At 73.7% G+C, this 16,899-nt stretch carries 11 protein-coding genes; 8 read left to right on the top strand and 3 right to left on the bottom strand.

Annotated elements, in window-relative coordinates; translation table 11 throughout:
• Positions 1-38: 38 nt before the first annotated feature.
• The 5 genes from IAG43_RS15490 to IAG43_RS15470 all read left to right on the top strand — a co-directional run bounded on the left by IAG43_RS15490 (position 39) and on the right by IAG43_RS15470 (position 10,006).
• A complete protein-coding gene (locus IAG43_RS15490; protein ID WP_187741309.1) occupies positions 39-1,553 on the top strand; it encodes a cytochrome ubiquinol oxidase subunit I in 1,515 nt (504 codons plus the stop codon).
• A gap of 42 nt (positions 1,554-1,595) precedes the next feature.
• Complete coding sequence (gene cydB, locus IAG43_RS15485; RefSeq protein ID WP_187741308.1) at positions 1,596-2,597, top strand: cytochrome d ubiquinol oxidase subunit II; 1,002 nt, start codon at positions 1,596-1,598, stop codon at positions 2,595-2,597.
• Positions 2,598-2,625: 28 nt separating this feature from the next.
• Positions 2,626-6,261 (top strand): thiol reductant ABC exporter subunit CydD, encoded by a 3,636-nt coding sequence (gene cydD / locus IAG43_RS15480; protein ID WP_187741307.1) that lies wholly within the window; start codon positions 2,626-2,628, stop codon positions 6,259-6,261.
• Positions 6,262-6,286: 25 nt separating this feature from the next.
• Entirely contained in the window at positions 6,287-8,050 is a 1,764-nt protein-coding gene (locus IAG43_RS15475; RefSeq protein ID WP_187741306.1) for a sensor histidine kinase, read from the top strand.
• A gap of 555 nt (positions 8,051-8,605) precedes the next feature.
• The gene (locus IAG43_RS15470; RefSeq protein ID WP_246574364.1) at positions 8,606-10,006 is read left to right on the top strand and encodes a peptidoglycan DD-metalloendopeptidase family protein; all 1,401 of its coding nucleotides are present in this window, start codon (positions 8,606-8,608) and stop codon (positions 10,004-10,006) included.
• 154 nt (positions 10,007-10,160) lie between these two features.
• Here the strand turns inward: IAG43_RS15470 and IAG43_RS15465 are convergent, their stop codons facing one another.
• The 3 genes from IAG43_RS15465 to IAG43_RS15455 form a co-directional block, all read right to left on the bottom strand.
• Positions 10,161-11,024: a Cof-type HAD-IIB family hydrolase gene (locus IAG43_RS15465; protein WP_187741305.1), complete on the bottom strand. Its 864-nt coding sequence runs from the start codon at positions 11,022-11,024 to the stop codon at positions 10,161-10,163.
• A gap of 163 nt (positions 11,025-11,187) precedes the next feature.
• Positions 11,188-12,090, bottom strand: a complete 903-nt coding sequence (locus tag IAG43_RS15460; protein WP_187741304.1) for an LLM class flavin-dependent oxidoreductase — start codon at positions 12,088-12,090, stop codon at positions 11,188-11,190.
• A gap of 68 nt (positions 12,091-12,158) precedes the next feature.
• The gene (locus IAG43_RS15455) at positions 12,159-12,731 is read right to left on the bottom strand and encodes an RNA 2'-phosphotransferase (RefSeq protein WP_187741303.1); all 573 of its coding nucleotides are present in this window, start codon (positions 12,729-12,731) and stop codon (positions 12,159-12,161) included.
• Between the two features lie 1,280 nt (positions 12,732-14,011).
• On the opposite strand from IAG43_RS15455, the gene IAG43_RS15450 reads away from it, so the two are divergent.
• Genes IAG43_RS15450 through IAG43_RS15440 form a run of 3 tightly spaced genes read left to right on the top strand, consistent with a single transcriptional unit; the run spans position 14,012 to position 16,883 of the window.
• Positions 14,012-15,076: an ABC transporter ATP-binding protein gene (locus IAG43_RS15450; RefSeq protein WP_246574745.1), complete on the top strand. Its 1,065-nt coding sequence runs from the start codon at positions 14,012-14,014 to the stop codon at positions 15,074-15,076.
• A complete protein-coding gene (locus tag IAG43_RS15445; RefSeq protein ID WP_187741302.1) occupies positions 15,073-15,975 on the top strand; it encodes an ABC transporter permease in 903 nt (300 codons plus the stop codon). Before IAG43_RS15450 ends, IAG43_RS15445 begins: the two co-directional genes overlap by 4 nt.
• Positions 15,972-16,883, top strand: coding sequence for an ABC transporter ATP-binding protein (locus tag IAG43_RS15440; RefSeq protein WP_187741301.1), 912 nt, complete (start codon positions 15,972-15,974; stop codon positions 16,881-16,883). Before IAG43_RS15445 ends, IAG43_RS15440 begins: the two co-directional genes overlap by 4 nt.
• Positions 16,884-16,899 lie beyond the last annotated feature (16 nt).

The following is a 16,899-nucleotide window of genomic DNA, read 5'->3' as shown; positions in this document are numbered from 1 at the left end:
CCTCGGTCACCACGCCGACGTACGTAAGGAGAGACGACGTGGATTCGAGCCTCGCACTGGCGCCGGAGACCCTGGCGCGATGGCAGTTCGGCATCACCACCGTCTACCACTTCCTCTTCGTGCCGCTCACGATCTCGCTCGCCGCGCTCACCGCCGGCCTGCAGACGGCCTGGGTACGGACCGGCAAGGAGAAGTACCTCCGGGCGACCAAGTTCTGGGGGAAGCTGTTCCTGATCAACATCGCCATGGGCGTGGTGACGGGCATCGTGCAGGAGTTCCAGTTCGGCATGAACTGGTCGGACTACTCACGCTTCGTCGGCGACGTCTTCGGCGCCCCGCTCGCCTTCGAGGCGCTCATCGCGTTCTTCTTCGAGTCCACCTTCATCGGCCTGTGGATCTTCGGCTGGGACAAGCTGCCGAAGAAGATCCACCTCGCCTGCATATGGATGGTCTCGATCGGCACGATCCTGTCGGCCTACTTCATCCTCGCGGCCAACTCCTGGATGCAGCACCCCGTCGGCTACCGGATCGACGAGGAGCGCGGCCGCGCCGAGCTGACGGACTTCTGGCTGGTCCTCACCCAGAACACCGCGCTCACCCAGTTCTTCCACACCATCACCGCGGCCTTCCTGGTCGGCGGCGCGTTCATGGTCGGCATCGCCGCGTACCACCTCGCCCGGAAGAAGCACATCCCGGTGATGCGCACCTCGCTCCGGCTGGGACTGGTGACCGTCACCGTCGCCGGACTGCTGACCGCTGTCAGCGGCGACCTGCTCGGCAAGGTGATGTTCAAGCAGCAGCCCATGAAGATGGCCGCGGCCGAGGCCCTCTGGGAGGGCGAGGCCCCCGCGCCGTTCTCGATCTTCGCCTACGGGGATGTCGACGCCGGCCACAACAAGGTGGCCATCGAGATCCCCGGACTGCTGTCCTTCCTGGCCAACGACGACTTCAGCTCGTACGTCCCCGGGATCAACGACATCAACAAGGCCGAGCAGGAGAAGTTCGGCCCGGGGGACTACCGGCCCAACATCCCGGTCGCCTACTGGGGCTTCCGGTGGATGATCGGCTTCGGCATGGCCTCCCTCAGCATCGGGATGCTCGGCCTCTGGCTGACCCGCAAGAGGTTCCTGCTGCCGCCCGCGCTGCGGACCGGCGAGGACGAGGTGCCGCATCTGGTCCTCTTCCGGAAGAAGGCCCTCGCTCCGCGCCTGGCCCGCTGGTACTGGCTGATCGCCCTGTGGACCATGACCTTCCCGCTGATCGCCAGCTCCTGGGGCTGGATCTTCACCGAGATGGGCCGTCAGCCCTGGGTCGTCTACGGAGTGCTGCGCACCAGCGACGCGGTCTCCCCCGGTGTCTCGCAGGGCGAGGTGCTCACCTCGATGATCGCCTTCACCCTGCTCTACGCCGTGCTCGCGGTGATCGAGGTCAAGCTGCTGGTGAAGTACGTGAAGGCCGGCCCGCCCGAACTCACCGAGGCCGACCTCAACCCGCCCACCCGGATCGGTGGCGACGACCGCGACCCCGACCGGCCGATGGCCTTCTCGTACTGAGCCCGCCGAGAGCACTGAGAGCGCTGAGGAGCTGATGGGGCAATGGAACTCCACAACGTCTGGTTCGTACTCATCGCCGTCCTGTGGACCGGCTACTTCTTCCTGGAGGGCTTCGACTTCGGCATCGGGGTCCTGACGAAGCTGCTCGCGCGCGACCGTGCCGAGCGCCGGGTGCTGATCAACACGATCGGCCCGGTCTGGGACGGCAACGAGGTGTGGCTGCTGACCGCGGGCGGCGCCACGTTCGCCGCCTTCCCCGACTGGTACGCCACGCTCTTCTCCGGCTTCTATCTGCCGCTGCTGCTGATCCTGATCTGCCTCATCGTGCGCGGGGTCGCCTTCGAGTACCGGCACAAGCGGGACGAGGAGCGGTGGCAGACCAACTGGGAGCACGCGATCTTCTGGACCTCGCTGCTGCCGGCCGTGCTCTGGGGTGTCGCCTTCGGCAACATCGTGCGGGGTGTGGCGATCGACGGCGACAAGGAGTTCGTCGGCGGACTGTCCGACCTGCTCAACCCCTACGCGCTCCTCGGCGGAGTGGTGACGCTCGCGCTCTTCACCTTCCACGGCGCCGTGTTCGCCGCGCTGAAGACGGTCGGGGACATACGGGTGCGGGCCCGCCGGCTCGCGTTCCGGCTCGGGCTCGCGACCGCGGTACCGGCGGCGTGCTTCCTGCTCTGGACCCAGGTGCTGCGGGGAGACGGCCCGAGCCTGGTGGCACTGGCGGTCACGGTGGCGGCGCTGCTCGGCGCGATCGGGGCGATCAGGGCGGGCCGGGAGGGCTGGTCGTTCGCCCTGTCCGGGGTCACGATCGCGGCCGCGGTCGCGATGCTCTTCCTCGCGCTCTTCCCCGACGTCATGCCGTCCACCCTGAACGAGGAGTGGAGCCTGACGGTCACCAACGCCTCGTCGAGCCCCTACACGCTGAAGATCATGACCTGGCTCGCGGTCATCGCGACCCCGCTGGTGCTCCTCTACCAGGGCTGGACCTACTGGGTGTTCCGCAAGCGGATCGGCACCCAGCACCTGGCCGACTCCCACTAGCGCGCGTCTCAGCGAGGGGATGTTTCACGTGAAACCGATCGACCCGCGGCTGCTGCGGTACGCCAGGGCCACCCGCTTCTTCCTGGTGTCCCTGGTGGTGCTGGGCCTGTTCGGCGCGGCGCTCGTCGTGGCCCAGGCGATGCTCATCGCCGAGGTGGTCGTCGGCGGGTTCCAGCAGGGCCTGTCCGCGTCGGGGCTGACCACCCCGCTGGTCCTGCTGGCCGTGGTGGCCGTGGGCCGCGCCCTGGTCTCCTGGCTCACCGAGCTGGCGGCGCACCGGGCGGGCGCCGCGGTCAAGTCCGAGCTGCGCGGCCGGCTGCTGGAGCGGGCGGCCGAGCTGGGGCCCGGCTGGCTCAGCGGCCGGCGCACCGGATCGCTGGTGGCGCTGGCGACCCGGGGCATCGACGCGCTCGACGACTACTTCGCGCGCTACCTGCCCCAACTGGGCCTCGCCGTCGTCGTCCCGCTGGCGGTCCTCGCGCGGATCGTCACCGACGACTGGGTCTCCGCCGCGATCATCGTCGGGACCCTGCCGCTGATCCCGCTCTTCATGGTGCTCATCGGCTGGGCGACCCAGAACCGGATGGACCGGCAGTGGCGGTTGCTCTCCCGGCTCTCCGGACACTTCCTCGACGTGGTGGCCGGGCTGCCCACCCTCAAGGTCTTCGGACGCGCCAGGGCGCAGGCGGACTCCATCCGCACCATCACCGCCCAGTACCGGCAGGCCACCATGCGCACCCTGCGCATCGCCTTCCTGTCCTCCTTCGCACTGGAGCTGCTGTCGACGCTGTCGGTGGCGCTGGTGGCCGTGACCATCGGCATGCGGCTGGTGCACGGCGAACTCGACCTCTATACCGGCCTGGTGGTCCTGATCCTCGCCCCCGAGGCGTATCTGCCCCTGCGTCAGGTGGGCGCTCAGTACCACGCGGCGGCCGAGGGTCTGTCGGCGGCCGAGGAGATCTTCGAGGTGCTGGGCACCGCACCGCGCCCCGCCGGAACGGCCGCCGTGCCGGCCGGTCTCCGGGTGGAGTTCGACGGCGTGAGTGTGCGGCACCCGGGCCGGGCCGAGGCGACGCCCCACCGGGCGTCGCTCGTGGTGGAGCCCGGCGAGACGGTGGCGCTGACCGGCGAGAGCGGGACCGGCAAGTCGACCCTGCTGGAGGTTCTGCTCGGATTCGTCGAGCCCACCGGAGGACGGGTGCGGATCGGGGGGCAGGATCTCGCCGACATCGATCCCGAGCTCTGGCGGCAGCAGATCGCCTGGGTCCCGCAGCGACCCGTCCTGTTCGCCGGTACGGTCGCCGACAACGTACGCCTCGCCCGTCCCGGCGCGGACGACGCCGAGGTGCTCGACGCCCTGCGCCGGGCCGGCGCCGACAGCGTCGTGGCGGCGCTCCCCCAGGGCGCCGGAACGCTGCTCGGCGAGGACGGAGCCGGTCTCTCGGCCGGCCAGCGGCAGCGCATCGCCCTGGCGAGGGCGTTCCTCGCCGACCGGCCGGTGCTGCTGCTCGACGAGCCGACCGCCGCGCTCGACGGGGAGACGGAGGCGGGGATCGTCGAGGCGGTCGGCCGCCTGGCGCGGGGCCGCACGGTCCTGCTCGTCGTGCACCGGCCCGCGCTGCTCTCCCTCGCGGACCGGATCGTGACCCTGGTGCCCGGGCAGGGCGTGCGGCCCGAGGAGTCCGACCGGGGCGGCCAAGACCAGGGCGACCAGGGCGTGCAGGGCGAGCACCCCGGCCGGAGCGGGCAGTGGGCGCCGGCGGGTCCGGCGGCGGAGGACACCGCACCGGCACCGGCCGGGCTGCCGGACCGCGGGGCCGGCGCCGCACGGGCGGGGACGGCCGGGGCCGGCGAGCTCCCCGGCACCCCTGCGGAGACCGGCCGGCGCGCCCCGCGGTCGCCCCTCGCGCGGGTGCGGGACGCTGCGGACGGGCTGCGCGGCCGACTGTCCCTCGCGCTGCTGCTCGGCGCTCTCGCGCTCGGATCGGCCGTCGGACTGATGGCCGTGTCGGGATGGCTCATCTCGCGCGCTTCCGAACAGCCGCCCGTGATGTACCTGATGGTCGCGGTGACGGCGACCCGGGCCTTCGGCATCGGCCGGTCCGTCTTCCGCTACGCCGAGCGCCTGGTCTCGCACGACGCGGTGCTGCGCATGCTCGCCGAGATGCGCGTCGCCGTCTTCCGGCGGCTGGAGCGGATCTCGCCCGCGGGGCTCGCCCCCCGGCGCCGGGGCGACCTGCTGTCCCGGCTCGTCGCCGACGTGGACGCGCTCCAGGACTACTGGCTGCGGTGGCTGCTGCCGGCCGGCGCGGCCGCCGTGGTCGGCGCGGGCGCGGTGACCTTCACCGCCGTGCTGCTGCCGGAGGCGGGGGCCGTGCTCGCGGCCGGACTGCTGGTCGCGGGCGTCGGCGTGCCGCTGCTCGGCGGACGGATCGCCCGCCGGACCGAACGCCGGCTCGCCCCCGCCCGGGGTGTCCTGTCCACGGTCGTCGCCGACCTGCTGCGGGGCGTCGCGGAGCTGACCGTCGCGGGCGCGCTGCGGACCCGGCTGGCCGAGGCCCGCGAGGCGGACGCCCGGCTGACCCGGATCGGCGCGCGCGGCGCGGCGGTGACCGCGCTCGGCGGCGGGCTGTCCGCGCTGGTCTGCGGGCTCACCGTCGCCGCGACCGCCGCCGTCGGCGTCCAGGCCGTGCACGACGGACGGCTCGGCGGGGTCACGCTCGCGGTGCTCGTGCTGACCCCGCTCGCCGCGTTCGAGACGGTGGCCGGACTGCCCCTCGCCGTGCAGTACCGCAAGCGGGTGGAACGCAGCGCCGAGCGGGTCCACGAGGTGCTCGACGCCGCCGAACCGGTGCACGAGCCCCGCACCCCGGCCGAGCCGCCCGCGACCGCCTTCCCCGTGGTCCTGAGCGGTGTGGGGGCCGCGTACGAGGGCCGGGGGCACGCGGCGCTGAACGGCGTCGACCTCACGCTCGAGCCGGGCAGCAGGATCGCCGTCGTCGGCGTCTCCGGATCCGGGAAGACCACGCTGGCACAGGTGCTGCTGCGGTTCCTGGACGCGGACCGGGGCACGTACACGCTCGGCGGGGTCGACGCCGGGCGTCTCGAAGGCGACGCCGTACGGCGGTTCGTGGGGCTGTGCGCCCAGGACGCGCACATCTTCGACAGCTCCGTCCGGGAGAACCTGCGGATCGCCCGGCCGGACGCGACGGACGAGCAGCTGAGGCAGGCACTGGCCGGGGCCCGCCTGCTGGAGTGGGCCGACGCGCTCCCCGACGGCCTCGACACGCTCGTCGGCGAGCTGGGCGCCCGGCTGTCCGGCGGCCAGCGGCAGCGTCTCGCCCTCGCCAGGTCCCTGCTCGCCGACTTCCCGGTCCTCGTCCTGGACGAGCCGGCGGAGCACCTCGACCTCGCCACCGCCGACGCCCTCACGGCCGACCTGCTGGCGGCCACCCGCAGCCGTACCGGCGCCGGCCGGGCGACCGTGCTGATCACCCACCGCCTCAAGGGCCTCGACGGCGTCGACGAGGTGGTCGTGCTCGACGGCGGACGGGTCGTCCAGCGCGGAACGTACGCGGACCTCGCGCTCGTCGACGGTCCGCTGCGCAGGATGCTGGAGCGCGAGCGGGAGAGCGAGGCGGAGCGTTTCGGGCTTTCCGTGTGAAACGCCCCTTATTAGGCTCCCCGGCATGACATCGCCTCCGCCGGACGAGCCGCCCGGTGCCCGGCCCCCGGCCACCGAGTCCGTGACGGGCTCGTCCGTCACGGACGAGCCCGCGGCGGACGGGCCGCCGACCGCCGTGCCGGGCGGACCCCGCACACCGGGCTCCCGGGTGCCGCGGCTGCTGGAGGCGATGCGCTGCGTCGGCACCGGCCTGGAACTCCACACCACGCTCGCCCGCATCTGCCGCACCGCCGCCGAGCTCACCGGCGCCCGCTACGCGGCCCTCGGCGTCGTGAACGCCGAAGGCGACGGCCTGGCGGACTTCGTGACCCACGGGGTCGACGAAGGCGTCGGCGAGGCGATCGGCCGCAGGCCGGACGGCCGGAGCGGACTCCTCGGCGCCCTGATCCGCGATCCCGCCGCCCTGCGGCTCGCCGATCTGACGACGGACCCCCGAGCGGCCGGATTCCCCGAGGGCCACCCGCCGATGCGGACCTTCCTCGGCGTCCCGGTCCCGGTGCAGGACGAGGTCTACGGAAACCTGTATCTGACGGAGAAGGCCGGTGGGGCGGAGTTCGACGACGACGACCTGCAGCTGGTGAAGGTCCTCGCCGCCGAGGCGGGCATCGCCATCGGCAACGCCCGGCTCTACCGGGCGGCACGGCGGCGGGAGCGCTGGATCGACGGAGCCGTGGCCGTCACCACCGCGCTGCTCTCCGGCGGGGACGCGGACGAGGCGCTGACCGTCGTCGCCGAGCAGGCCCGGCGGCTGGCCGACGCGGCGGCGGGCATGGTGCTGCTGCCGTCCGACGACGGGGGCCTGGAGGTCGCGGCGGTCTCCGCGGACGGCCCGGCACCCGCCCTGGGCGCGGTCGTCCCGGCGAGCAGTGAAGTGGTGGCCACGCTGCTCACCGGCGAGCCGGTGGTCATGACCGACGCCGCGACCGACCCCAGGGCGGTCACCCGGCTGGGGGCCCCGTACGGACCGGCCCTGCTGCTGCCGCTGCGCAGCGGCGGCCGGGTGCTCGGCGCGCTCGCCGTGCCCAGGGCCGTGGGTGCACCCCGCTTCACGGCCGCGGAGCGCGCGCTCGCCGTGCAGTTCGCCTCGCAGGCCGCTCTGGCGCTGATGATGTCCGAGACCCAGCGGGACCGGGAGCGGCTGGCCGTCCTGGAGGACCGCGACCGCATCGCCCGCGATCTGCACGACCTGGTCATCCAGCGGCTGTTCACCGCGGGCATGCTGCTGGAGAGCGCGCAGCGCGGCACCCGGGCGTCCGCGGTGCGGGAGGGCGTCGGCCGGGCCGTCGGCGAACTGGACGTCACCATCCAGGAGATCCGCAGTGCCGTCTTCGCGCTCCGGCAGGGGCCGGCGGAGGAGCAGTCCGGGCTCTGCTCCCGTGTCCTGCGCGAGATCACCATGGCGGCGGTGCCGCTCGGCTTCCGGCCCACCCACCGGTTCGTCGGCCCGGTCGAGCCGGCGGTCGGGGAGCTGACCGGCAAGAACCTGATCGCCGCGCTCCGCGAAGCCCTCTCGAACGCCTTCCGGCACGCGGAGGCGTCGCGCATCGAGGTCGTCGTGGACGCCACGGTGGAGCTTCCCGACGGGACGGCGGGCGTCCGCATGAGCGTCGGAGACGACGGCGTCGGCCTCCCGGAGGGCGGCAGGCGCAGCGGCCTGCGCAACCTGGCCCGCAGGGCCGAGTCCCTCGGCGGTGCGAGCGGGACCGGCCCCGGCGTCGGCCCGTCGGGCGCGGGCACGACCGTCTGGTGGGAGGCGCCCCTGCAGTGAACCGCCGGTGCCGCGGCCCGGGGCGGGGCGGGGCGTCGGCCGGAGGGCTTCCGGGGTGCCGGGCGGGGGTACTGCCGCATGGCGCGGGGGCGGGCGGGGCGTGGGCGCGGACGGCCCGCGGCCCGAATCCGGCCACCGCTGCCACGTCGCCCGGGTCGACGGCCGGCGCCCCGTCCCGGCAGCGGGCCGTGGTGCGGCAGCCGCCGCATCCGGCCGGCGACACCCGGCGACACCCGGCCACGCCCCGCGGCCGTCGCTCCCGGGCCGCCCGCATCCGCCGGCTCCACGGCCGCCTCCCGTGACCGGCGGGGCCGGGCGCCGGCTGCTCCACGAGCCCGGAGCCGGTCCCCGCGCGACGGGTGGGGACGGGGAGGCCACGCCGCCGTGGACACGGCGGTGGCGCGGCCGGGGCTCGGGTGGTGGCGCGGCCGGGGCGTGGCCGACGGTTCGGGCGAAGGGCGCCGTCGCCCGGGACGTGGTGCCCGCTGGGCCAGGTGGCCCTACGACACCGCAGTGCTCCCGGGCTCGGCGTACCCGGCGGGTCACGATCCCTGGATGTGTGCGAGCAGCCGCAAGCGGATGATCATCCTGCCGGTGGTGCTGGGGGTCCTCATCGGGACACCGGCGCCGGTCGCGGCCGAGCCCCGGCCCGGGGCGCGCGCCGCCGCGACCGGCGAGGAGCCCGGACCCCCTGAGGAGGCCGGCGGCCTGCTCCGCCCGACCGCGCCCGCCGACCGCCGGACGCGTCCCCTGCCGGCCGCCGCCCGGCTCCACCCTGCCGCGCCCCTGCGCGACGACTCCGCTCCCGGGGGCGGCACGATCGTGCCCCCGGTGCTCGGCGTCCGCCCCGGGACGGTGCCGCTGCACGGACCGCTCCCCGGCGACCTGCCGCCGCTGCACGGACTCGCACCACTCCCCTGGGCCGCGCCCCCGGCCCCGCCCGCGCCGGACGCAGAGGCGGACGGCGCCGAGCAGCGGGCGCCCGCTCCGCGGCGGGCCGCCCCGGACGGACCCCGGGCCACCGCCGTCACGGTGGCCCGGCTGTACGCGGAGGCGTCACGCGCCTCGCAGCAGTACGAACGGGGCCGGCGTGCCGCCGACACGCAGCGGGCGGCCGCGGGCCGGCTCCAGCGGGGGCTCGCGGACCGCAGGGCACGGCTCGAGCGCCTCCACGACGTCATCGGCGGTGTCGCGCGGGAGCAGTACCGCACCGGGGGATCGCTCGCCGGTACCGCTCGGCTGCTGCTCGCCGACGACCCCGACACCCTGCTGCGCGGGTACGAACTCGCCGCCCGCACCGAGCGAGCGGTCAACCGGCTGCTGGACCGGTCCAGGACGGAGGAACGGCGTTACGCCGAGGCGGAGCGGAAGGCACGGGCGGCCTGGCAGGCGCTCGCCGCGCGCACCGCGCGGCTGGCGTCCGTCAAGCGCGGCATCGAGGCGAAGCTGGAGGCGGCGCGCTGGCAGCTCCAGGGCGAGGCCGACTCCAGCGTGGCGGCCGGCTCCTGCGCGGGTGCCGTACGCCTGGACCAGCCGGCCCTGCCGCGCGGTGCCGGCTGGGTGGCGCCCGTGGAGCACTACGCGCTGTCCGCCGGGTTCGCGAGCACCGGCGACCGCTGGGCGCGGGGACACACCGGGCAGGACTTCGCGGTGGACATCGGGACCCCCGTCCGGTCGGTGGGGCCGGGGGTGGTGGAGTCCGTGGCCTGCGGCGGGGCGTTCGGCATCGAGATCGTCGTCCGGCACGACAACGGCTACTGGACGCAGTACGCGCATCTCGCCGGAGTCGGCGTCGACCAGGGGGAACGGGTGCGGGCGGGCCAGTGGATCGGGCAGGCCGGCACGACGGGGAACTCGACGGGACCGCACCTGCACTTCGAGGTGCGGCTCACGCCGGACCTCGGCTCGGGCGTCGATCCGGCCGCATGGCTGCGGGAGCACGGCGTCCGCCTGTGAGCCGCGCGCCCCGCGGTTCGGCGGGCCGTCCGGCCGCACCCGCCCCGTCGCACGGTGCGGGCGCGGCGCGCGACGGCCGCCGCACCCGGTGGCGTGCCCGCAGGGGGCGGACGCGGACGCCGCCGTGCGGTCCGTCCGCACCGGCGTGGCGCGCCTACCCGCGGGAGGCCATCCGGCGGGCCACCAGCTCCTCGACGATCACCGCGACGCCGTCCTCGTTGTTGGCGACCGTCCGCCCGGACGCCGCCGCGAGGACGTCGGGGTGGGCGTTGCCCATCGCGTAGGAGGTGCCCGCCCAGGTCAGCATCTCCACGTCGTTCGGCATGTCGCCGAATGCGACGACCTCGTCCGAGGAGATCCCGCGCTCGGCACAGCACAGCGCGAGGGTGCTGGCCTTGCTGACGCCGTGTCCGCTGATCTCCAGCAGGGCGGTGGGGCTGGAGCGCGTGATCGAGGCGCGGTCACCGGCCGCGGCGCGGGCGAGGGCCAGGAAGCCGTCCGGGGTCAGGTCCGTGTGGTGCGCCAGCAGCTTCAGCACCGGGGCGCCCTGGCCGGGCCCCGTCTCGTGGAGCAGCTTCTCGGCGGAGGCGACGGTGGCGCCGGGGTCCAGGTGGAACGGCGGATAGGCGGGTTCGTAGTGGATGCCGGTGGCGAGTTCGACCGCGAACGAGGTGCCGGGCGCGGCCTCCCGGAGGGTGCGGACGACGTCGAGCGCGGTGGGCCGCGGCAGGTCGCGGACCCGGACCAGCCGGCCGCCGGAGTGCAGGTCGACCACGGCCGCGCCGTTGCCGCAGATGGCGAGTCCGTGCCCGTGGACGTGGTCGCTGACGACGTCCATCCAGCGGGCGGGCCGGCCGGTGACGAAGAAGACCTCGATGCCGGCCTCCTCGGCGGCCGCGAGGGCCGCGATCGTCCGTTCCGACACGGACTTGTCGTCACGCAGGAGCGTGCCGTCCAGGTCGGTGGCGATCAGCCGGGGGACGGCGGGCAGGGGCCGGGGATCGATATCAGTCGTCACTGGGTCATTCTCGCGCACGAGGTGCACGGGCGTGCACGAGCTTGCACATCTGAGTGATCGATCATGTGCGGGCTGTGTCCGGATGATGTCCCTCCGCACAGCCCCGCCACCGGTGGAGGCGTCCACCGCACCCGGCACCCGAGCCGTACGGCCCGGTCCCCGCTCAGCCGAGCTGGGCCGGCGCCTCGGAGGCGATCTTCTCGAAGACGCCCTGGTCGGCGGCGAAATCCGAGTCGGGGATCGGCCAGTGCACCACGATCTCGGTGAAGCCCAGCTCGCGGTGGCGGCCCGCGAAGTCCACGAACGCGCCGACCGAGTCCAGCGGGCGCGTGCGGTCCGGGGTGAACCCGGTGAGCAGGATCTTGTCCAGATCCGCCACGTCCCGGCCCTCCCCGGCACAGGCCGCGCCAAGCTTCTCGACCTGGCCGCGCAGCGCCTCGACGGACTGCTCGGGCGTACCGGTCTCGTACAGCTTCGGGTCGCCGGTGGTGACCCAGGCCTGGCCGTACCGGGCGGCGAGCCGGAGCCCGCGCGGGCCGGTCGCCGCGACGGCGAAGGGGATCCGCGGGCGCTGGACGCAGCCGGGGATGTTCCGGGCCTCCTCGGCGGAGTAGAAGTCCCCGCGCTGCGAGACGGCGTCCTCGGTCAGCAGCCGGTCCAGCAGCGGGACGAACTCGCCGAAACGGTCGGCGCGTTCGCGCGGCGTCCAGGCGTCCTGGCCGAGAGCGGTGGCGTCGAAGCCGCTGCCGCCCGCCCCGATGCCGAGGGTGACCCGCCCGCCCGAGACGTCGTCCAGCGAGATCAGCTCCTTGGCGAGCGTCACGGGGTGGCGGAAGTTCGGGGACGTGACGAGGGTGCCGAGACGGAGGCGCTCGGTGGCCGTGGCGGCGGCGGTGAGGGTCGGCAGGGCGCCGAACCAGGGGCCGTCGCGGAAGGAGCGCCACGACAGGTGGTCGTAGGTGTACGCGGTGTGGAAGCCGAGGTCCTCGGCGCGCTGCCACCGGGCGCGGCCCCCTTCGTGCCAGCGGTCGACGGGGAGGATCACGGTGCTCAGGCGCAGAGTCATGCCCCGAGACTACGTCCGTGTCCGCGGCGGGCGCGGTGGCCGCCGCGGGCGCGGCAGCCGGGCGGGCGTCAGCCGCCGGGGAAGCGGATGTACTCCGCCGGGACGGACGCGGTGAGCCACACACCGTTGGCGCTGACGCGGAAGACGTGTCCGGCGCGGTGGAGGGCGCCGGCGTGCACGGGGAGGACGACCGGGCGGCCGCGGCGGGCGCCGACGCGGGTGGCGGTCTCCCGGTCGGGGGAGAGGTGGACGTCGTGGCGGCTCATGGGCCGCAGTCCCTCCGAGCGGATCGCGTCGAGATTGCCGGCGACGGTGCCGTGGTACAGGTACTCCGGCGGCTGCGCGGCCGGCAGGTCGAGGTCGACCTCGACGGTGTGGCCCTGGCTGGCGCGGATCCGCTCGCCGTCGATCGCGAAGCGCTTCTTGTCGTTGGCCGCGACGACGTGGTCGAGCTCGGCGCGGGTGAGGGGGAAGCCGTGGGCGCCGGCAGCCCGGAGCAGTTCCTCGACGGGCACCCAGCCGTTGGCGTCGAGGGTGAGGCCGATGCGCTCCGGCTGGTGGCGCAGATGCTTCGAGAGGTACTTCGACACCTTCACGGTGCGCCGCTCGTCGGGTGAGGCGCCGGATGGTCCTGTGGTCATGTCGGCAGAGTGCCTCGGAGATGTCGTGGACGCCACTCGAATTTCCGATGACCCGGATGTTTGATCCACAAGCAACTCGACTTATCCACAGGTAAATTGACGATTCTGTGGACAACGAGCCTGTGTCGTAACCCCTTTGGGCAACTCGCGGGCAGGCGTGCACATTTCGATGATCATCGGTCAAACCCGTACGTCGGGTGCCCTGTTGGTGTGCGTGTGCACCTGTGGCGCTCAATGCCGTTGCGTGGAGTCCCTGTCGACCCTCCCTGCCGACGAAAGGGCGCTCTGCAAGCGGACTTGGGAGCCTGTGCGGTGATCTGCCGGCCGTACCGTCGTCCGGATGCGTCGCGGAGGCGAACCCGCGCGGCGGGCGCCTCCGGGGCCGCCGTGAACGCGGCGCGGTCACGGCGCCGCGGAGCGTGCAGCGCCACCGGATGCACCGTTCCGGAGCGGGGGTTGGGGTGTTGGTGACGACTCGGCCGCGAGGCGGCTCCTTGCCGCGGGCCGGTGCCGGTGAAGCGGCCGGTGGAGGCGATCCATGCGCCACCGGGGGACCGCGAGGCCGACCCGCACCCGTCGGATCGGCGCGCGGGAGCCTGCTCTGTACGAGCGCAGCGGCATCCGGCGTGCTGGGGGTGCGAAGCGCGCGAGCGGGCGGAGAGGGTTGCGTGCGGGGGGCGTTGGGGAGCGCCCGCACCGTCCGCGTGCGAGCCTCTGCCGTTCGGGGAGGCCGCCGCGAGGGCCACCTCCCGGAAGCCGGGGGCCGGTATCCGTAGCTCGGCGGCGGCTTCGCGGTGACTCGGCAACCGGCCCGTACGGTATGGGTGTTGCCGGGCCTGCGTCCGCCGTCCCCGTGCTCTGCCGCGACCTTCTCCGTGATCCTCTATGCGGCCTTTTTGTCCGTATTGGTAACTCTTTGTGCGCCCTTCCTTCCGTCCCGTCGCTCACGCCGACTCCGCTGCGACAAGGGCTCCTTGGGCGTCCCGCACCCCGCGATCACCTGTGGCCCCCGTACCCGGCCAGGACGAGCGCCGCGGCCGGTCCCGTACCGCTCACCTGCCCCGCTGCCCCTCGGCCCCCGCCGGCGCGGATGGGTGTCCGGCCGCGCCCCGCCGTCGCGCCGCCGGGCCCCGGACCCCGCGGTCCGCGGCGGCCCGCAGGGAGGAACCCCCACTCAGGTCGCACGCCCCGTCGGGGTCGCGTACCTCTGGAGTCGGAGAAGGTCGGGACGCGAGACTGACGCCGGATGTGGCGCCCGCCACTACGGTCGACCTGTGACTGTGATCGCGACCGAAAGCCTGAGCAAGCGGTTCCCCCGGGTGACCGCGCTTGACCGGCTCTCGTTGGACATCGGCCCCGGTGTGACCGGCCTGGTGGGCGCCAACGGAGCCGGCAAGTCCACGTTGATCAAGATCCTTCTGGGTCTGTCCCCCGCCTCCGAGGGCCGAGCCGCCGTGCTCGGTCTCGACGTGGCCACGAGCGGCGCCGAGATCCGCGAGCGCGTCGGCTACATGCCCGAGCACGACTGCCTGCCGCCCGACGTCTCGGCCACCGAGTTCGTCGTCCACATGGCGCGCATGTCGGGCCTGCCGGCGACCGCCGCACGCGAGCGCACCGCCGACACCCTGCGCCACGTGGGCCTGTACGAGGAGCGCTACCGGCCCATCGGCGGCTACTCGACGGGCATGAAACAGCGGGTGAAGCTCGCGCAGGCCCTCGTCCACGACCCTCAGCTGGTGCTGCTGGACGAGCCGACCAACGGTCTCGACCCGGTCGGCCGGGACGAGATGCTCGGCCTCATCCGCCGGATCCACACCGACTTCGGCATCTCGGTGCTCGTCACCTCCCATCTGCTCGGCGAGCTGGAGCGCACCTGCGACCACGTCGTCGTCATCGACGGCGGCAGCCTGCTGCGCTCCAGCTCCACCAAGGACTTCACCCAGGCCACGGCCACGCTCGCGGTCGAGGTCACCGACTCCGACACCCACCCCGACGGCACCGGGGCGCTGCGGGCGGCGCTGACCGCTGCCGGGGTCCGCATCCACGAGGGCACCGAGGAGGGGCTGCCCGGGGCAGGCCACATCCTGCTGCTGGAGGCGGTAGGCGACCAGACGTACGACACCGTCCGGGACACCGTCGCCGGGCTCGGCCTCGGACTCGTGCGGATGGAACAGCGCCGCCACCACATCGCCGAGGTCTTCCGGCCCGCAGCGGCCCAGGCGTCCCCGGCGTCCCCCACATCCCCCGCGTCCCGGGACGGCGGACACGGCACACGGGCCGGCGACGGCACGGACCACGAGACCGGCACGGCGACGGCTGCCGGCGAGGAGGTGCAGGCACGGTGAGCACCCACACCCCGGGGGCGCCCGATTCCTCGCGGATCCACAACATCGGATACCGCCACTACGACGGCCCCCGCCTCGGCCGCGCCTACGCGCGCCGCTCGCTGTACTCGCAGTCCCTGCGCGGCGCCTTCGGCCTCGGCCGTTCCGCCAAGTCCAAGGTCCTGCCGATGATCCTGATGGGCATCATGTGCCTGGTCGCGGCCATCATGGTCGCGGTCGCGGTGGCGGTCCCCGGCACGACCGACCTGCCGGTGGAGTACACCCGCTTCGCGATCGTGACGCAGGCGCTCATCGGCCTGTTCCTCGCCGCGCAGGCGCCCCAGTCCGTCTCCCGCGACCTGCGGTTCAAGTCCGTGCCGCTGTACTTCTCCCGTCCGATCGAGCGGGTGGACTACGTGGTCGCGAAGTTCGCCGCCATGGCGTCGGCGCTGCTCCTGCTCACGGGTGTCCCGCTGGTGATCCTCTACCTGGGCGCGATGCTGGCGAAGTTCAACTTCTGGGACCAGACGAAGGGCTTCGCACAGGGCATGGTCTCCGTGGCGCTCCTCTCCGTCCTCTTCGGCGGCATCGGCCTGGTGCTGGCCGCCCTCACCCCCCGGCGCGGCTTCGGCGTCGCCGCCGTCATCGCGACCCTGACCATCACCTACGGCGCGGTCTCCACCGTGCAGGCGATCTCCTGGGAGACCGGATCGGCCGGGGCGATCCAGTGGCTCGGCCTGTTCTCCCCGGTCACGCTCGTCGACGGGGTGCAGACCGCCTTCCTGGGCGCCGAGTCCGCCTTCCCCGGCGGTTCCGGCCCCGGCACCGGCGCCGGCGTCGTCTACCTGCTCGTCGTCCTCGCGCTGATCGCCGGCTGCTACGCCGTGCTGATGCGCCGCTACCGGAAGGTGGGGCTGTGACCTCAGTAGCTGTCCAGCATGCCTCACGGTGGTTCGGCAACGTGGTCGCCGTCAACGACGTGACCATGGACATCGGTCCTGGTGTGACGGGCCTGCTCGGCCCGAACGGCGCGGGCAAGTCCACGCTGATCAACATGATGGGCGGCTTCCTCGCCCCCTCCACCGGCACGGTCACCCTCGACGGGCAGCCGATCTGGCGCAACGAGTCGGTGTACCGGCAGATCGGCGTCGTCCCCGAGCGGGAGGCGATGTACGACTTCCTCACCGGCCGCGACTTCGTCGTCGCCAACGCCGAACTCCACGGGCTCGACGCCCGCGCCGCGCAGAAGGCGCTTGCCACGGTCGAGATGGAGTACGCCCAGGACCGCAAGATCTCGACGTACAGCAAGGGCATGCGCCAGCGCGTGAAGATGGCGTCCGCCCTCGTCCACGACCCGGCGGTGCTGCTGCTCGACGAGCCGTTCAACGGCATGGACCCGCGCCAGCGGATGCAGCTGATGGACCTGCTGCGCAGGATGGGCGCCGAGGGCCGGACCGTCCTCTTCTCCTCGCACATCCTGGAGGAGGTCGAGCAACTCGCCTCCCACATCGAGGTGATCGTCGCGGGACGGCACGCGGCCAGCGGCGACTTCCGCCGGATCCGGCGGCTGATGACCGACCGGCCGCACCGCTACCTGGTCCGTTCCAGCGACGACCGGGCGCTCGCGGCCGCGCTGATCGCGGACCCGTCGACGGCGGGCATCGAGGTCGACGTCACCGAAGGGGCGCTGCGCATCCAGGCCGTCGACTTCGGCCGCTTCACCGAACTGCTGCCGAGGGTCGCCCGTGAGCACTCCATCCGGCTGCTGACGGTCTCGCCGTCCGACGAGTCCCTCGAATCGGTCTTCTCCTACCTCGTAACGGCCTGAAAGGAGCGGTGACGCA

This window comes from Streptomyces genisteinicus (genome assembly GCF_014489615.1).
Taxonomy (GTDB): domain Bacteria; phylum Actinomycetota; class Actinomycetes; order Streptomycetales; family Streptomycetaceae; genus Streptomyces; species Streptomyces genisteinicus.
This window is presented reverse-complemented; position numbering and strand designations above follow the sequence as displayed.

Coding starts and splice junctions, on each gene's coding strand:
- IAG43_RS15470 (WP_246574364.1), top strand. CDS start 8,606: ATGTGTGCGAGCAGCCGCAAGCGGATGATCATCCTGCCGGTGGTGCTG.
- cydB (WP_187741308.1), top strand. CDS start 1,596: ATGGAACTCCACAACGTCTGGTTCGTACTCATCGCCGTCCTGTGGACC.
- IAG43_RS15455 (WP_187741303.1), bottom strand. CDS start 12,731: ATGACCACAGGACCATCCGGCGCCTCACCCGACGAGCGGCGCACCGTG.
- IAG43_RS15460 (WP_187741304.1), bottom strand. CDS start 12,090: ATGACTCTGCGCCTGAGCACCGTGATCCTCCCCGTCGACCGCTGGCAC.
- IAG43_RS15475 (WP_187741306.1), top strand. CDS start 6,287: ATGACATCGCCTCCGCCGGACGAGCCGCCCGGTGCCCGGCCCCCGGCC.